The organism is Parabacteroides bouchesdurhonensis, from assembly GCF_900186615.1.
Taxonomy (GTDB): Bacteria; Bacteroidota; Bacteroidia; order Bacteroidales; family Tannerellaceae; genus Parabacteroides; species Parabacteroides bouchesdurhonensis.
The window spans coordinates 2,891,793-2,911,298 of sequence record NZ_LT896588.1 but is presented as its reverse complement, the minus strand read 5'-3'; the positions used below and the strand labels follow the sequence as shown (position 1 = coordinate 2,911,298).

18 protein-coding genes and 1 riboswitch are annotated in these 19,506 nt (G+C 42.3%); of the genes, 7 read left to right on the top strand and 11 right to left on the bottom strand.

Annotated features, from left to right (window positions below):
• Positions 1 to 28: 28 nt before the first annotated feature.
• From C1721_RS12605 to C1721_RS12555, 11 genes are all read right to left on the bottom strand, one after another.
• Complete coding sequence (locus C1721_RS12605; protein WP_102408599.1) at positions 29 to 1,234, bottom strand: efflux RND transporter periplasmic adaptor subunit; 1,206 nt, start codon at positions 1,232 to 1,234, stop codon at positions 29 to 31.
• Between the two features lie 116 nt (positions 1,235 to 1,350).
• Positions 1,351 to 1,728, bottom strand: a complete 378-nt coding sequence (locus C1721_RS12600; RefSeq protein ID WP_234347457.1) for a DUF6769 family protein — start codon at positions 1,726 to 1,728, stop codon at positions 1,351 to 1,353.
• Between the two features lie 102 nt (positions 1,729 to 1,830).
• Positions 1,831 to 2,475, bottom strand: a complete 645-nt coding sequence (locus C1721_RS12595) for an HAD family hydrolase (RefSeq protein WP_102409453.1) — start codon at positions 2,473 to 2,475, stop codon at positions 1,831 to 1,833.
• A gap of 240 nt (positions 2,476 to 2,715) precedes the next feature.
• Positions 2,716 to 4,950: an alpha-amylase family protein gene (locus tag C1721_RS12590; protein ID WP_234347454.1), complete on the bottom strand. Its 2,235-nt coding sequence runs from the start codon at positions 4,948 to 4,950 to the stop codon at positions 2,716 to 2,718.
• 141 nt (positions 4,951 to 5,091) lie between these two features.
• A complete protein-coding gene (locus C1721_RS12585; RefSeq protein WP_102408598.1) occupies positions 5,092 to 5,862 on the bottom strand; it encodes a sulfide-dependent adenosine diphosphate thiazole synthase in 771 nt (256 codons plus the stop codon).
• 60 nt (positions 5,863 to 5,922) lie between these two features.
• A riboswitch (TPP riboswitch) is annotated at positions 5,923 to 6,018 on the bottom strand.
• A gap of 66 nt (positions 6,019 to 6,084) precedes the next feature.
• The gene (locus C1721_RS12580; RefSeq protein WP_102408597.1) at positions 6,085 to 7,425 is read right to left on the bottom strand and encodes a DUF4933 domain-containing protein; all 1,341 of its coding nucleotides are present in this window, start codon (positions 7,423 to 7,425) and stop codon (positions 6,085 to 6,087) included.
• 7 nt (positions 7,426 to 7,432) lie between these two features.
• Positions 7,433 to 8,659 (bottom strand): 6-bladed beta-propeller, encoded by a 1,227-nt coding sequence (locus C1721_RS12575; RefSeq protein ID WP_234347451.1) that lies wholly within the window; start codon positions 8,657 to 8,659, stop codon positions 7,433 to 7,435.
• A gap of 161 nt (positions 8,660 to 8,820) precedes the next feature.
• Complete coding sequence (locus tag C1721_RS12570; protein WP_102408596.1) at positions 8,821 to 10,407, bottom strand: tetratricopeptide repeat protein; 1,587 nt, start codon at positions 10,405 to 10,407, stop codon at positions 8,821 to 8,823.
• Between the two features lie 222 nt (positions 10,408 to 10,629).
• Positions 10,630 to 11,136 (bottom strand): T9SS type A sorting domain-containing protein, encoded by a 507-nt coding sequence (locus C1721_RS12565; RefSeq protein ID WP_159063584.1) that lies wholly within the window; start codon positions 11,134 to 11,136, stop codon positions 10,630 to 10,632.
• Positions 11,072 to 12,799 (bottom strand): trypsin-like serine peptidase, encoded by a 1,728-nt coding sequence (locus C1721_RS12560; protein WP_102408594.1) that lies wholly within the window; start codon positions 12,797 to 12,799, stop codon positions 11,072 to 11,074. The genes C1721_RS12565 and C1721_RS12560 overlap by 65 nt, the downstream gene beginning before the upstream one ends.
• 13 nt (positions 12,800 to 12,812) lie before the next feature.
• Entirely contained in the window at positions 12,813 to 13,118 is a 306-nt protein-coding gene (locus C1721_RS12555; RefSeq protein WP_102408593.1) for a hypothetical protein, read from the bottom strand.
• Positions 13,119 to 13,275: 157 nt separating this feature from the next.
• Between C1721_RS12555 and C1721_RS12550 the strand changes: the two genes are divergently transcribed.
• From C1721_RS12550 to C1721_RS12525, 7 genes are all read left to right on the top strand, one after another.
• Positions 13,276 to 13,503 carry a 4Fe-4S dicluster domain-containing protein gene (locus tag C1721_RS12550; protein ID WP_102409449.1) on the top strand — a complete coding sequence of 76 codons (228 nt, stop codon included), beginning with the start codon at positions 13,276 to 13,278 and terminating at the stop codon, positions 13,501 to 13,503.
• A 6-nt stretch (positions 13,504 to 13,509) separates the two neighbouring features.
• Entirely contained in the window at positions 13,510 to 14,592 is a 1,083-nt protein-coding gene (locus C1721_RS12545; RefSeq protein WP_102408592.1) for a 3-methyl-2-oxobutanoate dehydrogenase subunit VorB, read from the top strand.
• A gap of 73 nt (positions 14,593 to 14,665) precedes the next feature.
• Positions 14,666 to 14,836 carry a hypothetical protein gene (locus C1721_RS16205; RefSeq protein ID WP_187117232.1) on the top strand — a complete coding sequence of 57 codons (171 nt, stop codon included), beginning with the start codon at positions 14,666 to 14,668 and terminating at the stop codon, positions 14,834 to 14,836.
• Between the two features lie 88 nt (positions 14,837 to 14,924).
• Positions 14,925 to 15,689: a thiamine pyrophosphate-dependent enzyme gene (locus C1721_RS12540; protein ID WP_102408591.1), complete on the top strand. Its 765-nt coding sequence runs from the start codon at positions 14,925 to 14,927 to the stop codon at positions 15,687 to 15,689.
• A 183-nt stretch (positions 15,690 to 15,872) separates the two neighbouring features.
• Positions 15,873 to 16,415: a 2-oxoacid:acceptor oxidoreductase family protein gene (locus C1721_RS12535; RefSeq protein WP_102408590.1), complete on the top strand. Its 543-nt coding sequence runs from the start codon at positions 15,873 to 15,875 to the stop codon at positions 16,413 to 16,415.
• A 158-nt stretch (positions 16,416 to 16,573) separates the two neighbouring features.
• Positions 16,574 to 18,643, top strand: a complete 2,070-nt coding sequence (locus C1721_RS12530; protein ID WP_102408589.1) for a putative porin — start codon at positions 16,574 to 16,576, stop codon at positions 18,641 to 18,643.
• 26 nt (positions 18,644 to 18,669) lie between these two features.
• Positions 18,670 to 19,497 carry a transporter substrate-binding domain-containing protein gene (locus C1721_RS12525; protein ID WP_102408588.1) on the top strand — a complete coding sequence of 276 codons (828 nt, stop codon included), beginning with the start codon at positions 18,670 to 18,672 and terminating at the stop codon, positions 19,495 to 19,497.
• Positions 19,498 to 19,506: the final 9 nt, after the last annotated feature.

Below are 19,506 nucleotides of genomic sequence, written 5' to 3'. Positions count from 1 at the left end.
ATTATTTAATTAGCACATTGGCACATTATTAATGTGAGTGTGAATGCGCCGGAATGGCATTGGAAGCCGATGCCAGCTTAATCTGGTAAGCTCCTTTGGTTACCACATGATCACCCGCCTGCAAACCGGATAAGATTTGTACCTCAGAACCGTTATTTGCACCCAGCGTAACTGTCTTCTTTAAATAACCGTCTTCATCCAGACGAACGAACACAGAATAAACCCCTTGTTCTTCAATCAATGCAGAAACAGGCACACTCAACACATCTTCAATAACAGAAGACAATAAATAAATTTCCACAAAAGAACCGGGAATAACAGCTCCTTTATTATCAAACTCAAATGTTACCGGAACATAGAAGGAATTGGCATCAGACGATTTGCCGTACGACAACAAACGTCCGTGCAAATCCGACAATTTATAAGTCATATTATCGTATGGAGTACGAAAGTTTGCCGATTTGACCATTGGCAATTCACTATAATACTTTTCAGAAACCTCAGCACGCAGCACCAGCCTGTTGTTCTGTGCAATGGTTGCTATAGGTTGGCCTACAGATACATAATCACCTTCTTTTACCTGTATGTTTTTCAAATAGCCATTGATAGGAGAAACCACAGATACCCCGTTGGCCGTCTGCTTTCCGGCTATCGCCTCATAAGCTACTTTAGCATTTTCGTAGTTCAAACGCGCTTGTTCAAAGTCTTTGGCAGATACAATCTTATCTCCCACCAATTGCTGCATACGTTCATATTCTTTCTTTGACGTTTCATAAGCATACTTCGCTTTGGCGGCTACATTTCCATCTGATAATCCGCTGGAAGCAAGACTTAGGATGGCTTGTCCTTTACGTACAGCCGTTCCGTCTATAAACGGCAAACTGCCTAAAGTTACTATGCCGGGCACAGTTGCAACTACAACAGACTCATCGCCCTGTGCAGCCATTATGCGCCCGCTTGTTTTTATCACGTTGGTAAACGGAGCCGGCTGCAAATCCATAGTTTCCAGTCCGATTGCTTCGGCCAATGCCTTTTTAAAAATGACTTCACCGGGTGTATGTTCACCTTCATTCTCGTGCTCATGATCGTGTCCTTCATGCTCATGATCGTGAGCTTCGTGTTCATGTGAATGCTCGTGTCCCTCATGTTCGTCGTGACCGGCAGATTTGCTATTTCCTGCACAGCCGGCAAAAATGTAGGCGCAAAGCACCCACAATATATATATTTTCTTCATCGATATAAATTATTTATGTGCTTACTGAAATAAGAAGGAAAAAACGTTTCTTCCGGGAGAAATTTAAATTCCTTACGAGAGAAAACCAATTTTCATCCGAATGGGTTCAAAAAAAGTCAGCACAAAGGAGGGGCACGTAATCCGGATGCCGAAGCAATCCATGTATCGTGCAAGGATTCTATGTAGACGGCGCTTTCGCGTTCAAACATGCTTTCGCAAAAGACCGGCATAGGAGGATTGATATAATCAAAAAGAACTGCCAGCGGATAAAGGTGCATGTTTGCATCCACACTAGACACATGTAAATGGAGAGAAGAGAAAAAAGCCAGATTATGTCCGTCGCAACAACAACCGTGAGCTTTATTGGCATGATGAGATTCAGCCAGCGGCTTATAACACGGGAAACCGTCTTCATGATGATGATGCGGAACAATCACCGAAACCAGTACTATGATACCGGCCAGCAGCATCATATACCTGATAATATGTTTCATAAACCTTTTCACAACGACGGCAAAGATACTAAAAGTATTTGAATTCTCTATCTTCTATCAATGTTTCATAAATATTTTATAGAATCACGTCGATGTGTTGCGTTACATAATACGAGACAGTTCTTCTATGGAATCAACCAATATGTCAGCTCCGGCATTTTTCAGTTCCTCACGCGAACCATAACCATATAGAACCCCTATACACTCTATACCAGCCTGATGCGCCCCGTTGATATCAAACTTACGGTCTCCTATCATAATTGTTTTTTCCAATTGGGTTATTCCGGCATATTGCAACACATAACGTATAACTTCCGCTTTATCAGTCCGCGTATGCTCCATCGTATCTCCGCCAATATATTCAAAATATCGTGAAAGTCCGAAGTGTTCCAGTATCTTTATTGCCAATTCTTCCGGTTTAGAGGTGGCAACATAAAGTTGCCTACCCAATGCACGCTGTTGTTTAAGAAAATCTTCCATTCCGGGATAGACTTTATTTTCACTCCAACCTTGTTTAACAAAATATTCCCGGTAATAGCCTATTGCTTCAACTGCCTGCTGATGCGAGAATTGATAGATTTCCCGGAAAGAATCAACAAGCGGAGGCCCGATAAAAGGAGTTAGTTTCTGCAAATCATTTTCCACAATGCCACAATGCTTCAAAGCATATTGTATCGAACGGGTAATACCATAAAAAGGATCAGTCAATGTTCCATCAAGATCCATCAATATATATTTCTTATCCATAAACAATATTTCTATTTCCCCTAAATATAAAATCAACGCCTACAAAGAATGAACAAAGGTAATACATGTTCCTGTAATATTTATCAGATAATCCGATCGGGAGAAGAGCAAACAAAAGAGCTGACCTTTGCAACTAAAAGTCCCGTCTTAACATTTCAAAAGAGCAGACCTTTGAAGTGTTAAGACGGGACTTTTAGTTGCAAAAGATATATCCTTTACCCGGCAAGTAATTCTATCTGTTTATTTACCGGAAAGTCCAATGCTGTTCCGGAATAAAGCCGTAGCTTCCGCACGAGGCAGGTCTATATCCAGGAACAAACGTCCGGCAGCAGGCAAGATAAGTTTGCCGTCTTTCTGGCGGACAGATACGCGCTTGCCAAAAGCATCCGTAAGACGGATAAGGCGTTTGTCGGCATCCAGCTGAATTTCACCTGAACCGGACATGTGCCAGTACACAATACATGTCTTTCCGTCACGCTCAAACACGAAAGCACGAACAGGCCCTTCCGCATCGGTGGTTATCTGTTCGCAAGGATACAGCTCATAACCGCCTTTCTTATTCTTTAGGATCGTATATTCCTGATCGAGGTTTTTCAAAGCCTCCTTCTGTTCCTCGCTAAATGCACCTTTCAGCTTAGCATCTTCCCACCAACTGATGACCAACAGGTTATCGTCCGAACGGGGATGTTTTCGTATCTCTTTCAAATTGCCAACCAGCGATATAGGACTATTCCATGCCAAAGCCCGGCTGCATATATATTCATACATATCCGGCTGCATACCGATTGTTTTTTCACTGGGAGCCAGATAATTGACCCAACCAAAGTTGACCGACGTAAAATCTTTCGCTATCTGACGGGCTGCACGGGCTGTATATTTCTTCATGGCCGGACGGATGCGTTCGGGCGGGAATATATCGAAAGCGTTACCGCGGCTCAGTATATGCCAGCCGTAATGAGATTTCAACGCACCTTCCGCATATAGAGGTGACGGATTTAATTCTTCGTAAACAGACAACTGCGAACGGGATACGTTATACCAATAAGGCATTGGAACATCCTCTGCGCCATCAAAATAAACGAACTTGAAACCGGCTCCGGCATATATCTCTCCCAGCCTCTTCGACACTTCTTTTTGCAAACCCGTATTCTGGTCTATCCTGACAAACAAAGGCCAATCGTCTACATCCAGTAAACCGAACTTCTCCCCTTTTTCATAATTGCGCGGAACAGAACCACCTACTCCACGCGTACAGCCGGTTAACTGATACGGAGGCGTGGAAGTATAACCCGTGTACAACACTAATTCTTTTCCTATTTGAAGCAATGTACGGTCTTTCTCCATTTGTGTGCCTTCGGGATTCTCTTCTATATAAAGAACGGTAGATGTTGAATCGGCCGGACGGGCCAATGTAAAGTTACGTACGCGGTTTAAACGGGTATCGGGTTCTTCTCCCAACAGATACGGGTCGTTCCTTCCCACCTTTGAATAATGAAGATGCAGGCCCGGAATCATACCTGCTTTATAGATTTTGTCGGTTATTTCTTTCAGGTCTTTCATACCGTTCGGATATTCCTTGCGCCAGGGATAATGACCGCACGATTCGGCAAAATCCACATAGTAGATAACAATTGTCTTGAAACCGCCTTTACGGGCATACTCAATATGTTCGTCTATATTATCGGTGGTTACATCACGCAACTCATAATATGAATAAGGGTATTCCTGCCGGCGACGGCTCTCTACGCCCAAAGGCATGTTATAATCCCTCTCCAAACGATCTATGCAGGACAGCAAACGGTCTTTTGAGGTAGTAATCAATGCTGCTCCGGCATGAAACAGCTTTACCTGAAAGTCCAGTCCGGCATAGAGATTGATAGCCTCTTTCTGTTGAAAAGCATCGATACGGGTACACGGCGACGTAGCCAGAAGGTTCACGGCAACATCGTTATCCCATATAACGTTCAGCCATTCACCGAAGTTTTCACGCTTACGTACGGGTAATTGCATCAGTGTAAATTCGTCTATTTCCGTTTTACGTTTCACCCCGAAGTCTTCAATACGGTAATCTATCCTATCGAGCGTAAAATGGATATAATCGTCTGTAATGTGCATAGGGATATAAGCGATATCGTACGTATCTTCAAACTCCACGCGTAAGGTATCGCCAATCCGTTCTACCTTGTTGGAAGGAAAAGTACGGGGCTTTGCCGGAAACATCAGGAAGTTCTCGTTATCATACGGGCGATACTGGGTGATAGCGCAAACAGGCAGATCGGCATTCGTGTCCAAACATTCCTGTCCGCTCGGTTTATGTATCAGGCTGCGTGCTTTGCCGTCCGGGCTTATAACCAGACGCATCTGACTGTTTTCGATAATAATATCCGGTAATTTATCGGTTATCGCATTTGCAGTAACCGAACAAAAAAGAAGGCATAAAACAGCCGCAAAAAGAGTCTTTAGTTGATTCTTCATAATAGTGGTTTTTTAATGATATTCCTAATCCAGATGCCCAATTGCAAACGGACGAGACAAATATAAATATAAAATTGGCTTTAGCCAAACATTCTGTAAATGCGGCTAAAGCCAATATATCAATAGTAAACTTACTTTCTGTTATTTATCCAACTTGGCACAAATAAGTTCGGCAGCTTTCTTACCGCTCATCAGCATACCGCCAAAGATAGGGCCCATGCGGAAACTGCCGCTTACCCCATTGGCAGCCATACCGGATACGAATAGTCCCGGATAGATTTCTTTTGTATTCTCAACAGTAGTTGCTTCACCTAATTCAACATTCAGGGAACGTTCGCCTATAACACCTCCTGTGGGCGTATTCAAACGGATGTCATTCTTACGGGCAACGGTACGGGCTACTTCACAATCGTGTCCGGTTCCTTCCAACACTGCTTTAGCCATGATTGTAAGAGGATCTACGTGCATTCCCTCACGGATTACGGGCGCCCAGTTTACAACAACACCGGCTACCGCATCGTTATGAAATACCACATCTTCCACCGAATAGCAATTAAATATAGTTGCACCTGCTTTTGTTGCCTGATAAATCAGAGCCGAAGTAGTATGAACCGAGTCCATAATGTAAGTTCCGTTGCCGGCATCGTGGAAAGAAACGCCCAGTTCTTTTACGATAGGCATGGCTTCTTCCTGCACTACAATATCGTTAAACATCATAGCACCGCCCCACATTCCGCCACCTGGAGCCAGCTTACGATCAAAGAGAGCTACTTTTTTACCGGCTTTAGCCAGATAATAAGCCGCCACAATACCTGACGGCCCGCCACCAACAATAGCCACATCTACCGATAAATTACTTTTCAGCTTTGCAAAATAGGAATCAATAATTCCGCTTGAAACAATCTGTTCCATTCTTATTAATAATTAGAATTTAAACATCGGAAAGCACATAGAGGTAACGCTCTCCTTTATTTAGTTATCTACCTTATTCCCTTCGACGGCATTACCCGGATCAGGTTCAATGGGTATAATCTCAGCCCGTATATTAAGGCACCCCTATGATAAGTCGATACAAATATAGTATATTTTACCGGATCAGGGGATACGGGCTGTAAATTATTTCCGGATGAAACTTCAATGAACTACCATCAATACGTTTTGATCGTCCGGCAAGTCTTTCAGGAAAGCTGCCAGTTCTTTCTGTCGTGGAGAACCGTCCAAGCGAATCTCTTTTTTCAGTTCCTTTGCAGGGCGAATCATATAAAAGTAACCATCCGCCTGTCCGTCCGGCCAGAAAGGAAGGCCACCGTCCAAATCATTGATAAACGCGTAGTCTTTCTCCGGTAATACAACAGCTTGCCGTGATTTCTTCAAATAAACGATCCGATACTCCGGTGAAGCGGTGTCGCGCTCGCTGTTTTTATCCAGCCAACCTTCGTAAGTCCTTTTTCCTTCATAATGAACACCCAGGAAAAGAGCGTATTGATTCTCTTTGAGGTCCGTCAACCATGCTTTATGTTGCATCTCCTGACGTGAGAAGATGTAGGATGCGGAAGCTTTATGTTTACCGAAATCCAGATGATACGCGGGAATAAGGATATTGGGACTTGCTATCCTATAGATCGTATCGCTATAGGTTATCTTGAAAGTAAGCTGTTTGTCATAAGAATAGGCTGTTGCATAATCCGTATGTCTGTATTGGTCTGGCAGTTTCTTAGGGAAAGGGTCCATACCTGCCGGGAAACGGCAAAGTGTATCTCCCTGCAGGTTAAATGTCAGGATACCGTTTGGAATATAAGTTATTTGTGGCATTGTTGAAAATTTAGCATACCCCTTTTCGTTAAAGTCAAGAAGAGGGTCCGAATAATCACCCGGCAAATACGGAACAGGATATAAATTCGGTAAGGAATCAATGAAAAGATATCGCTGCCGGGCTAATATTGAGTCCAGTTTAGGCATCTCGCCAATATAATAAGTACGGTAAGCCTGATCTTTTTCCAATCTTTTTATATATCCGTATAACTGTCCGCTCTCCGAATCATAATACAGGCTATTACCGACCAAAGAGGCTGCCCATTCGCTATATTCCGCCTTGAAACCTACCCGTTTTCTTTTCATCCCTTTACGATACAGATAAATCTTGGGCTTGTTGAGCGCGATGAATCCTTCCGGCACTTTCAGTATTTGGGTAACCTGGTATTTATCATCCCCAACCGCATAATATTCTACCGACGAGGCGATCTGGCTAAGCCGTAAGGTGGCAGGCTGGCTTTGGATCGCATTCTCGACAGAAATGGAAACAACCGGACGGGAATTGTCTGTCTGTGCCGTATAAAGAGGTGATTTGGGAGAACGATGTACAACCGTTGTATTTCCGTCACCCTCGTTTTGTTCAGCCTGTTTTGAAAGGCATCCATCCAACAGGAGTATCAGAGATAATACGGAGATGAATAAGTATATAGATTTCTTTTTCATAATTTGCTTATTTTTTTAACCGGGCCAGTAAAATACAATTGTTATTATTGTCGTGGATAGATGCTTGTAGCTCGCGTAGCTCTTGCAATTCCTTGTCCGATAACTTTCCGCTTTTTATGGCTGTGTCGATATTCTCCAATATACCGGCCGGTTCCATGTTCTGGATAAAATAGCCATATTCTAAACTGAAATAAGGCAATTCAAATCCATCATAATGGCTAAGATGTATATTTTCAAACATCAAATCATTCACAAATTGCACATAAGCTCCCCGCAATGTTTGCTTATCGATAATGTAAAAAGTACGCTTGGACGGCTCGAACATTCCGGCTGCAACTTGTACCGGCGATGAGATATTCCCTATATAGTAGTTGGGTAGCTCGGTATAACCATGCCAAGGGATAGGATCGTCCATAAAATTCATCGTAAAGCAAGGGCGTAAACGGTTGTTTTGCACATCATAATGATAAAGCGAATCGACACGGGTAGGCATAATACAATGGATACTCACATCAAAAACATCTGTATTCCGTCCGGATAGAACCTCATTACTATAATCCTGGGGAGCTTCCAGATGCTCGGGTTCGATATAAGTTTTCCGGTTTCCTTCAAAGTCTTGCGTCCATGCTACCGCCGGCAAACCTTGGAAAGGAAGTAAAACAACAGCTACGGTTTCGTTCGCATAATCTACGTGGAATACCCCTTTAGGCGCACGTATGCAAATCGGAATCGGAGGATACGAGTTTCCTTGCAAATCAAAAACCAATATCTTATCGCTTTGCCAAGGGAGCAGGAAAATACGGTTATTAATCTCATCCAGTTGAGCATCATATACATTCAGATATTCATTAGGCCCTTGCCCATACGAGCCGATAGCCGTAATAAAGTGCCCTTTCCGGTCGAATAGTTTGAAAGGATTCTGTTTCTGGCCCCATACCAACAAATAATTATCCGACGGAACTACCCGCGTATTGCTAACCAAGGCATCTTCCCTGTTATCCAACCATATATATTCCACATCTTCTACCAACGCGCTTACAGGAAAACGAATCGCATTTTTGATTTCACGTTGGTCGCAGGATATGACCTTATCATCCCCTACTTGTACCACCTTTCCTATCACAGTGCAATCGTCTAACAGGTTTCCTCCTTTTGTGTTTTGCTTCCCATTTCCGCAAGCCATCAATAAGAAAAGGAACAAAAAACCGCCGATCCATTTCATTTGTGCATTCATGTCATTCTGTTTTTAATGATTAACAAAAGCAAATATAAACCGATTTCTTGGAGAAAAGGACAAAAAGGAGTTGACATTTATTGCTTATAACAAAGATATATATTCTTATTTATTAGTTATTTACTATTCTATCGTATTAAAAAACGATTGACATTTCCTGATTAGAAGTTCTTTAAGAAGTCATCAAGAGATAACTTCTCATCTATAATCCCGAATTTCTCCCGTTTCATACGAGCTTTCTTTTGGCTGATAGCAGAAGGGGTTACATAATAAATTGTAGCCAGGTCCTTGGTAGTGATTCCGGACTTGATAAGGCAACAGAAACTAATATCTTTTGCCCGGAGTAACGGATATTGCGTACGCAAGCGCTCGGCAAACCCCGGCCAAATGGAATCCACTGTTTGAATAAGCTCCTCTATTTCCTCATTGGTAAGACGAGACTTCTCTTCCGCATTTTTTCCTCCATTCGATAAAGAAGAGAGCTTATTAGAGGCGGAAAGGTGGCGGAATAGTTGCTCACGCAAGGCGGTGGCCCGTTCTTGAAGCCTGATCAGCTCGCGTTCTTGTTTAAGACGGGTAACCTCTTGTTGTATTTTCTTTTTTCGCTCCCGCATATACCAGATGTATCCACAGGTGGTCAGCGTAATAAAGATAAGGCAGAGGGATAATAGATAAATATCCTGTTGCTTCTTTTTAAGTCGAAGTTCAGCGTTTTCGCTCCGGAGTTTCTCGTCTTGATATTTTTGTGCAGTAATGGAATAGGCTATTTGATTCGTTGCATTCTCCCGAATGCTTCTCTGATATTTCCGCCAACTATCCAAAGCCTCAGCCGGACTATATGCCTCCTGTATCTCTGCCTGTAGCTGGTATGCGTATGTGGCTACATAGGTATCCGGGGTCTGTATTGCCTTTTTAAGATATATCCGGGCCGAATCTATTTCTCCGGCAGATAAGAATATGCGGGCTTCCGCCAATAGAGAGTAAGGTATATCCTGCCTTGAACGCTGCATCTGCAAACCCTTCTTTAAGGCCTCCAACGCTTCTTCCGTTTTCCCTGCTTTTTGATAAACCCAGCTGACCTTATCATAAAAGAATGCCTGGTATAAGGTTGCTTTCAACGAATCTTTCTCCGATTCCCGTATAGCAGCCCGGTAATAATAAAGTGCGCTATCCGGCTGATTAAGGCAAGACAAGGAATAAGCCACATCATTCAACAGGTTTATCTGTGTAGGCAAACCAACCTGATCATATAACCGCATAGCTTCCCTATTGATCAGCAAAGCGACATCCGGTTTATTCTGTTCCCAGAAAGAAATGCCCAGATACCGATAAAGGACAGAGCGCGTCTCCGGATTGGAAGCAATCTGTAACCCTTTCCGAAACATGGCCTCTGTTTCAACATACTGTCTGTCACGCTGTAAGATAATGCCTCGCCAAAGATAGCATTGGGCGGCAAGGTTAGAGTCTTTGGCTTGAATAAGATCACGGGCATACGTCAGAAAGAGAGAGTCCGGCCGTTGCCTGTTTCCATTTTGCCGTTCATTCACTTGCCGGAAAAGTTGGTATTTCGTATAATCTACAGACGACAATCTTTTCGGGTTGCGTATTTGTTGCAGATAGAAACGACAGCTGTCCGGATTCGTAAGCCAGTACATTTCAGCGTTTTGCAGAAAGAACGTGGCATCCCGTCGGACACAAGAGGTGAACAGATAAAGAAGAAGTATATAATACAGGTATGTGTTTTTCATAATATACGTAGATTGTTTCGCTAACAAATATACAAGAATTGTAATTGTTTATTCAGAAAATATCCACTTTTACCCCCAAATAACAGGAAGAAAGGAAATATCACTTTCACGTATGAAACGGGGGATATAGTTCTCAGGACTGATAAAATCAACCATAAAGCAAAAACCGCCCTACCTTTATAGGTAGAGCGGCAAGTTTAAACTAATACCATGAAAAAGGAATCACAAAACAAATTTAAATGTTTCTGATTGTGTATCCGAAATAAATAGTTTTAACACATAAGTTCCTGACGGAAGAGAGGTTAAATCAATTGTCATACTATTCGCACCCTGAAGACTTCCTTTGGTTGCTAAAATACCTGATCCTTGATTATAGACTTCATATGTGTATAACTTATTTGCGGCTTTATCCATCACAGAATTTTGATCTTGCTGTGTTATAGTTATTATCCCTTTCGCATTTGAAAACATATACATGGAACTAACATTAACTGTTATCGTTGTTGGTATAAGCTGATCACCACAAGCAGAAGTATTATTCACTATTTTACAACTGATTGTATATTGCCCTGGATTTCCAAAGCTAATAAGGTTTTCATGCCTGTTCACCATTTGAGAAGAATAGTTTGGAGTTACTGTCCACTGATAATCTGCTATAGAAGCATCAATTATCGGATACGCTGTATAAGTGTAAAAAGCACCCCCAGAAGAATACTTGCGTTGGGCCATCTATTCTCATCACTTCTTCAGCTCCAACATGTATTGTTTTACTAACAGGTAAAGAACCGGCAAAGGTTGCAGTAAGTGTACAGTTTCCTTGCTCAAAAGAGCTAGTAGAGCCAACTCGTACAGTTGATGAACCTTGCCCAGATTGTATAAACGCATGGCCTCCTGTAACAGTCCAATTAACAGATATTGAAGATGGAATATCCGGTGACAATCTATAAGTAACCAATTCATCATTACAAATCGCATCCGGTCCAGAAATAGTTGCCCTCACTACTTTTGTATCAGTAGTGGTCACACCTGTATTGGTAGGATCTAACCAATTACTTAACCGAGTATCATTTGTTCCTCCACCTGTCCAAGACTGACTTAAGCGACCATAACGTCTAACAACTGGAGGACAAATTGGCAAAACGGGTCCTCCTACTAATTGTCCCACCACTCTTTTATTTTGATTAAACAATGGAAATCCCGAAGATCCTCCTTCCGTTGTTCCTTCTGTAAAAGTAGCATTCCATAGTGTGTAAGGTTGCATAATAAATGAATTATATTCATTATAATTGAATTCACAACTCTCTGTGTTTGGCAACAAGGCTGTATTTGATAAAAATATTTTCTTTACATCACCTCTAGGATGATGTATTCCAAATCCAGAACTTGGGGTATTGCCACTTCTGTCCCATCCTAACCAGGATATATTTGCCGCAGGAGATTGATTCATCTCCATCAATGCAAAATCAGTATCACTCCATGCAGCTCTGAATGTTGCTCTATTAAAAGTATAACTAGGCGTTACATACCCTCCATTACAAGCACTTTTCTGATAATTAAATTTAAACATCCAATTCTCGGCATTTTGAATCTCAAGATAGTTCAAGTTTCTGTCATTAGTACCGTCTATACAATGAAACGCTGTTAAAATATAAGGCTTAAAACTTTGATCCGTTGTTGTCATTAGACTTCCGGAACACCATTCTGTACCACTACTAAGTAAAATCATGCAGACCCCATCAGCATCTTGCTGATATTGAGAATAACATGCTATGTCTTTATTACAAGATGCTGATTCACCCAATGTTCGCGTATTACTATCTGAAAATAAATTTTTATAAGCATGCACAACTCTAGCAATTGTTAAACTTGATAAGTTCTTTTTTTCCGTAGGCTCAAATAAATAAATCGTTACTTCATCGCCTTTAACCAAATCTGTTAAGAAAGTTCCTTCATTAATATTTTCTTTCGAAGTAACAGGACCATAAAGCATACTCCCTTCCGTATTTGCAATATATAACTCCGCTCCCTCAGGTAAATAAAAATCTCTAAATACGAAATTCAAAGAATAGGCTCCTGCAGACTTAAACTTCATCATCCACAATCGCCCACTGTCCACATCTGTCCACTCTCCATCTGCCAATGTCATATTAGTATCAAAGCCTTCCCCAAAACGGAATGGGACATCTAGCCCTTCAAGCTCTGCATCTTCTTTTAATAGTTGAATTACATTTACAGATGGAAATATTTTCACCTTCTGAGTACTCATACCACTTTTTAATGATTTTACCTTTGATAACGCTTTGTTATTGCTAAAGAAAGTCGTTGCAACTTGGCTAGTGATATACTGCCCTATCGCAAACAATACTATAATTATGTATGTAAGCTTTTTCATGATAATTTGATTTTTATTCTACAGTAAAATAAATTCTAAACTTCATTTCATCCGTGATGGCATTTTTGTAATATTCATCTTTAGTATTTGACAAGTCAAATCTGAAAGTAAAACCTACATAATAATTACCGGGAGGCAATGGATGTTGTTCATTTATATCATCTCTTATCCACGGAAAAACACCTATATTACTTCTTCCCGGATAATATATAGAAGGTATACCTACCCAATTTATAGGAAATCCATCTGCCACTCCAACAAATGTACCATCAGATTTATAGACTTTACCTATTTCATCAGGAGGAAAATGATCATACATTAAGAACTCTGTATCTTATTGATCGAGAACATACGCTTTTTTCCATCTATAGTGTCAGCTTATTCCTGCTAATTAAAGTAAAAAGTAACCGAGTTACAAAGTTTTTGCTAACTTTGACGCCTTATAAGTGTTACATCAGATTTTAAATATAGAAATTATGGCGAAGATAAAAGGAGCTGTTGTTGTAAACACAGAGCGGTGCAAAGGATGTAACCTTTGCGTAGTATCTTGTCCTTCGGACGTTCTGGAACTACATCCCCGTGAAGTGAACAACAAGGGGTACCACTACGTGTACATGAAAAATCCGGATGACTGCATAGGCTGTGCAAGTTGCGGCTGGGTTTGTCCGGACGGTTGTTTAACCATCTACAAAGTGAAAATATAAATTGATATGGCAGAAGATATAAAATTAATGAAGGGAAATGAAGCCATCGCACATGCGGCAATTCGCTATGGTGTAGATGGATACTTCGGTTACCCTATCACTCCCCAATCGGAGATTCTGGAAACTTTAATGGCGGAAATGCCTTGGGATACTACCGGCATGGTGGTTCTGCAGGCCGAAAGCGAAGTGGCCGCCATCAACATGGTATATGGTGGTGCAGGAACAGGAAAGAAGGTAATGACCTCTTCATCCAGTCCGGGTATCAGCTTGAAGCAAGAAGGTATATCTTATATAGCGGGAGCTGAACTTCCCTGTTTAATTGTAAACGTTATGCGCGGAGGTCCGGGCTTAGGAACTATCCAGCCCAGTCAGGCTGACTACTTCCAAACGGTTAAAGGCGGAGGACATGGCGACTACCGTTTGATTACCCTTGCTCCTTCTTCCGTTCAGGAAATGGCTGACTTTGTAGGTCTGGGATTCGATCTGGCATTCAAGTATTCTAATCCGGCAATTATTCTGGCCGATGGTATTATAGGCCAAATGATGGAAAAGGTAGTATTACCCCCATTCCACCAACGCCGTACCGAAGAAGAAATCATGGCTCAATGTCCATGGGCAGCACAAGGTAAAACAGCCGGCCGCAAGCCCAATGTTATTACGTCATTGGAATTAGACCCGGCTACGATGGAAGAAAACAACTTACGTTTTCAGGCCAAATACCGTAAGATTGAGGAAAACGAAGTTCGCTACGAAGAATTCCAATGCGAAGATGCCGAATACCTGTTAATCGCATTCGGTTCTTCTGCCCGCATCTGCCAGAAGGTAGTGGAAAACGCGCGTGCGGAAGGTATCAAACTCGGCCTGCTGCGTCCTATCACCCTATGGCCGTTCCCTACTAAAGTAATTGCCCGGTATGCAGACAAGGTAAAAGGGATGCTTTCTGTTGAGTTGAATGCCGGACAGATGGTAGAAGACGTTCGTCTGGCTGTAAACGGTAAAATAAAGGTTGAACATTTCGGTCGCCTGGGAGGTATCGTATTTACTCCGGATGAAGTATTGAATGCGCTGAAAGAACTGATAATAAGATAATGAGCCAATATGCCAATTTCAAAAATTATTAATTGGCACATTAGCAAATTAGCACATTGAATAATTATTCATTATGAAGCGCGGAAGTAAAATAGACGAAATATTGACATTGCTCTTTATGCTACTGGCCATTGCAGCTGTAATCTGTTACTTTGCCGTAAGCGACCGTACTGTATTCTTGTATTGTGGCGGTTCTGCCATTGTGTTGAGACTGGTACAATACGTAGCAAGATATATTAATTAAATAAGCAAATGTGTTAATCCGATCCTATGCCGGTTAGAAAAACTTCATTGGCACATTATCAAATTGGCACATTATTAAAATTATCATTATGGAACTCAACGAAATAATTAAACCGGAAAATCTGGTCTATGCAAAGCCCGGGTTGATGAATGAAAATCCCATGCACTACTGTCCCGGTTGCAGCCACGGTGTAATACATAAGCTGATTGCCGAAGTGATCGCCGAAATGGGCATGGAAGATAAAACCGTTGGTATCTCCCCCGTAGGTTGTGCCGTATTCGCTTATAATTACCTTGATATAGACTGGATTGAAGCCGCACACGGACGTGCGCCGGCCATTGCTACCGCCGTAAAAAGACTGAATCCGGGTAAAATGGTATTTACTTATCAGGGAGACGGAGACTTGGCAGCCATAGGTACGGCAGAAACAATCCATGCCGCCAACCGTGGCGAGAACATCGTTATCGTATTCGTTAACAATGCCATCTACGGTATGACAGGCGGACAGATGGCGCCTACCACATTGGAAGGCATGCCTACATCCACTTGCCCTTATGGACGTAACATCGCGCTGAACGGTTATCCGCTAAAGATAGGCAACCTGCTGGCTGAACTGGAAGGCACTTGCCTGGTAACCCGCCAGAGTGTACAAACAGCGGCAGCCGTTAAGAAGGCAAAGAAGATGCTACGCAAAGCATTTGAAAATTCAATGTCCGGTAAAGGCACATCTGTTGTAGAATTTGTTTCCACCTGCTCATCCGGATGGAAGATGACTCCTGAAAAAGCAAACAAGTGGATGGAAGAAAACATGTTCCCCTTCTACCCGTTGGGAGATTTAAAAAACGAAGAATAAAAAGTAGTTGGTAGTGAGTAGTTAGTAGTTTGTAATGAGTAGTTGATTGTTAGTAAAAAATACCGCTTGTCGTCTACTAACTACCAACTACTAACTACTGCGAGCACAGCGAGCAATAAAAATACTGCTTGTCGTCTACCAACTACTATCTACTAACTACCAACTACAATTAAATTAAATAAAATGAAACAAGAAATAATTATAGCAGGCTTCGGAGGTCAAGGCGTTTTGTCTATGGGAAAGATTCTGGCTTATTCCGGATTGATGGAAGGAAAAGAAGTAAGCTGGATGCCCTCATACGGCCCCGAACAACGTGGCGGTACAGCCAATGTTACCGTAATATTGAGCGACGACCGTATCAGCTCTCCCGTATTGAACGAATACGACATTGCTATCATATTGAACCAGCCATCGATGGAGAAGTTTGAAAGCAAAGTAAAACCGGGCGGTATCCTTATTTATGACGGATATGGTATCCACACTCCCGTAAAACGTACCGACATCGACGTATATCGCGTAGATGCCATGGATGCTGCTACGGAAATGAAAAATGAAAAAGCATTCAACATGCTTATTCTTGGCGGACTGTTGAAAATCGTTCCGATGGTAAAACTTGAAAACGTATTGCTGGGCTTGAAGAAATCATTGCCCGAACGTCACCACAAGCTTATCCCTATGAATGAAGCTGCCATAAAAAAAGGAATGGAAATTATTAAGAAAGTATAATTTGTAGATTCTGCAAAAAAAGGATACCTCTTTTGACATCAAAAGTCCTGTCTTTTAAATGTAAAAGTCCCGTCTTAACAGTTAAAAAGTCTGCTCTTTTGCAAGTAAAAGTCCCGTCTTTTGCATTCAAAAGAGGTATATTATTATCTTTGCAGCCCATGAAGTATTATTTATTCATATTACTCTTCCTGTGTGGAACTTTAACCGTGCCTGCACAAGATCGCCGGGGTGGTGGACGAGGCAGTTTCTCGCTATCCAATCTTTCATCGGCTAAAAAAGATATACCGGACAGCTTGCTGGTTGCAGACAGCACATCGTTAAAGTCAAGACGCATCATCGGTTATCATCTCACCCCGTTACTGGGAGATCCCTATATAGCGCCAATGGATACCGACAGGCTTAACATAGCCAACTCCACTTTAGTAGAAAGCCAGTCGCTGGCTGTAGGCTACGAAGGAAACGTCGGTTCGGCAGCACAAACACGCATGTTCTTCGACCGGAAAGAAGCACGTGATTTTATCTTTGCCGATCCCTACGACTATTATATCACTACGCCGGAAAATGCTTATTTCTACGATACAAAAATCCCGTACACCAATATTATGTACACGACAGCCGGTTCGAGCCAAAACAAAGACGAACGGTTGAAAGGTACGCTTACCCTGAACTTCGGGAAAAAGATAAACATTGGCGGCGACCTGGATTACATCTACAGCAGGGGACATTATGATTCTAACGGGAACAAGCTGCTAAGTTACCGCGTGTTTGGGAATTACCTTTCCGAGAAATACGAATTATACGCTTACCTGAGCAACTTCAACTTTATCAATAAAGAGAACGGCGGACTGACAAACGACCGGTATATAACGAATCCGGACAACCCCGTAGAAGGTTACGACAGCAAGCGTACCACCGACACAAAAGCATTTCCCGTACGTTTTACAGACACCTGGAACCGTGTTCGCGGAAAACAATACTTTTTCACCCAGCGTTATAATCTGGGATTTGAACGTGAACTGGATGAGACGGATGAAGAAGGTGAAACCAAGAAAGTATTCGTACCCGTTTCCAGCATCATCCATACATTTGAGTATAAAGACAACCGCCGCCATTTCGGTTCTACTGATGCCGGTATAGATACTTGCTACGCCAATATTTATGAAACAGGAACAGGAAATAAGGTGGAAGACCGTACCTCCTATTGGAGTTTAAGCAACACCTTTGCCCTCTCCATGCGCGAAGGATTCCAGGATTGGGTGAAGTTCGGATTAACAGCCTACGTAAACTTTGAAAAACGCCGGTTTAAACTGCCCCGGGTAAATATGGCAAATGAAGGTATTGGTTCTTATCCGGTTATATCCCCCGATGCCAACCAGATATATGACGAGTTTTCTACCTTTCTGGGAGCTGAAATATCGAAACGACGGGGAAGCCTCCTTACCTTCAATGCCCGTGGAGAACTGGGACTGCTAGGCGACGACATCGGGGAGCTGCGCGTAACAGGAGACATACAAACCCGTTTCCCCCTCTTCAAAAAGGATGCCATTATCAAAGCCGACGGATACATCAAGAATGTCAATCCGGCTTTCTACATACGTCATAACCACTCCCGCTTTTTCGTATGGGATAACGACTTTAAGAAAATACAGCAAATCTATGTAGGCGGGGAAATCAATCTGGAATCAACACGCACAAAGTTGTCTGCCGGCGTAGAAAGCATACAGAATTACATATTCTTCAACCGTGCAGGCGTACCGGAACAAAATAACGGAAACATACAGGTTGTTTCCGCACGTCTGAAACAAGACCTCAGATACCGTGCTTTCGGGTGGGACAATGAAATTGCCTATCAGTTGAGCAGCGACAAAGAGGTATTGCCCCTTCCGGAAATGAGCTTATATACCAACATGTATGTGGCATTCAAGCTGGCCAAAGTATTGACCATACAGGTTGGAGCCAATATGTATTATAATACTGCTTACTACGCTCCTTATTACGAACCGGCCACGCAACAATTCCAGTTGCAAAGGGAAGGCAAGGAAGCCAAAGTGGGCAATTATCCGCTGATCAACGCCTATGCCAATTTCCACTTGAAACAGGCCCGTTTCTTCGTGATGGCATACAATCTGGGCTCCAAGTTCGTTACACCGAACTACTTCTCATTGTCGCACTATCCGCTTGATCCGATGGTACTCAAGATGGGTGTTGCCGTTGTATTCAATAATTAGTATCCGCATCCTTAATAACAGGTGGTATGAGAACTAAAAAACTGCTCATTCTCTATATAGCCCTGCTGGCTATAGCCGTTTCTACAATGATTATGTTATGGAAGCATCCGTTGCATGAAATACCTCCACGCGATTATGAACAGATAAAGGAAGAAGGCGTTCTGCGAATGGTAACCGAATACAACCAATCCGGTTACTACGTTGCCGGAGATACCATTGAAGGATTTCAGTATGAACTGAGCCAGGCCATAGCCAAGCTGTCGGGCCTGGAAGTGCAAACGCATCTGGAAATGAGCCTGGCTAAAAGCTTTGAAGACTTATCCGGAAATAAATACGATGTCATTGCCCGCAATATTCCGGCAACAAGTGAAATAAAGGAAGAATATCTGTTTACAGACCCTATCGTATTAAACAAGCAGGTTCTGGTACAGCGTACTGCCGAAGCAAATGACGGGAAACAACCTATACGGAATCAATTGGACTTGGCTAAAAAGACGCTTTATATACCTAAAGATTCTCCGGCACTTTTGCGTCTGCATAATCTGGAGATTGAGATTGGGGACTCTATTTATGTAATAGAAGATGAATTATACTCGTCCGAACAATTAGCCATCATGGTTGCCAAAGGCGATATAGACTATGCCGTATGCGACCAGCAGATAGCCCGCCTTTCTCAAAAGCAATTGCCTGAATTGGATATCGACACGGATATCAGCTTTACCCAATTGCAATCGTGGGCTGTGCGAAAAGAATCACCCGTCTTATTGGACAGTTTGAACAGTTGGCTTAACCGGATTAGGGAAAGCGGTTTATATAACAAAATATACGAACGCTATTACGGCAAACGGAAGTGATGTATCGCT

Excerpts from the sequence above, each read along its gene's own strand:
- C1721_RS12605 (WP_102408599.1), bottom strand. The coding sequence starts at position 1,234 with ATGAAGAAAATATATATATTGTGGGTGCTTTGCGCCTACATTTTTGCC.
- C1721_RS12600 (WP_234347457.1), bottom strand. The coding sequence starts at position 1,728 with ATGAAACATATTATCAGGTATATGATGCTGCTGGCCGGTATCATAGTA.
- C1721_RS12595 (WP_102409453.1), bottom strand. The coding sequence starts at position 2,475 with ATGGATAAGAAATATATATTGATGGATCTTGATGGAACATTGACTGAT.
- C1721_RS12590 (WP_234347454.1), bottom strand. The coding sequence starts at position 4,950 with ATGAAGAATCAACTAAAGACTCTTTTTGCGGCTGTTTTATGCCTTCTT.
- C1721_RS12585 (WP_102408598.1), bottom strand. The coding sequence starts at position 5,862 with ATGGAACAGATTGTTTCAAGCGGAATTATTGATTCCTATTTTGCAAAG.
- C1721_RS12580 (WP_102408597.1), bottom strand. The coding sequence starts at position 7,425 with ATGAAAAAGAAATCTATATACTTATTCATCTCCGTATTATCTCTGATA.
- C1721_RS12575 (WP_234347451.1), bottom strand. The coding sequence starts at position 8,659 with ATGAATGCACAAATGAAATGGATCGGCGGTTTTTTGTTCCTTTTCTTA.
- C1721_RS12570 (WP_102408596.1), bottom strand. The coding sequence starts at position 10,407 with ATGAAAAACACATACCTGTATTATATACTTCTTCTTTATCTGTTCACC.
- C1721_RS12565 (WP_159063584.1), bottom strand. The coding sequence starts at position 11,136 with ATGGCCCAACGCAAGTATTCTTCTGGGGGTGCTTTTTACACTTATACA.
- C1721_RS12560 (WP_102408594.1), bottom strand. The coding sequence starts at position 12,799 with ATGAAAAAGCTTACATACATAATTATAGTATTGTTTGCGATAGGGCAG.
- C1721_RS12555 (WP_102408593.1), bottom strand. The coding sequence starts at position 13,118 with ATGTATGATCATTTTCCTCCTGATGAAATAGGTAAAGTCTATAAATCT.
- C1721_RS12550 (WP_102409449.1), top strand. The coding sequence starts at position 13,276 with ATGGCGAAGATAAAAGGAGCTGTTGTTGTAAACACAGAGCGGTGCAAA.
- C1721_RS12545 (WP_102408592.1), top strand. The coding sequence starts at position 13,510 with ATGGCAGAAGATATAAAATTAATGAAGGGAAATGAAGCCATCGCACAT.
- C1721_RS16205 (WP_187117232.1), top strand. The coding sequence starts at position 14,666 with ATGAAGCGCGGAAGTAAAATAGACGAAATATTGACATTGCTCTTTATG.
- C1721_RS12540 (WP_102408591.1), top strand. The coding sequence starts at position 14,925 with ATGGAACTCAACGAAATAATTAAACCGGAAAATCTGGTCTATGCAAAG.
- C1721_RS12535 (WP_102408590.1), top strand. The coding sequence starts at position 15,873 with ATGAAACAAGAAATAATTATAGCAGGCTTCGGAGGTCAAGGCGTTTTG.
- C1721_RS12530 (WP_102408589.1), top strand. The coding sequence starts at position 16,574 with ATGAAGTATTATTTATTCATATTACTCTTCCTGTGTGGAACTTTAACC.
- C1721_RS12525 (WP_102408588.1), top strand. The coding sequence starts at position 18,670 with ATGAGAACTAAAAAACTGCTCATTCTCTATATAGCCCTGCTGGCTATA.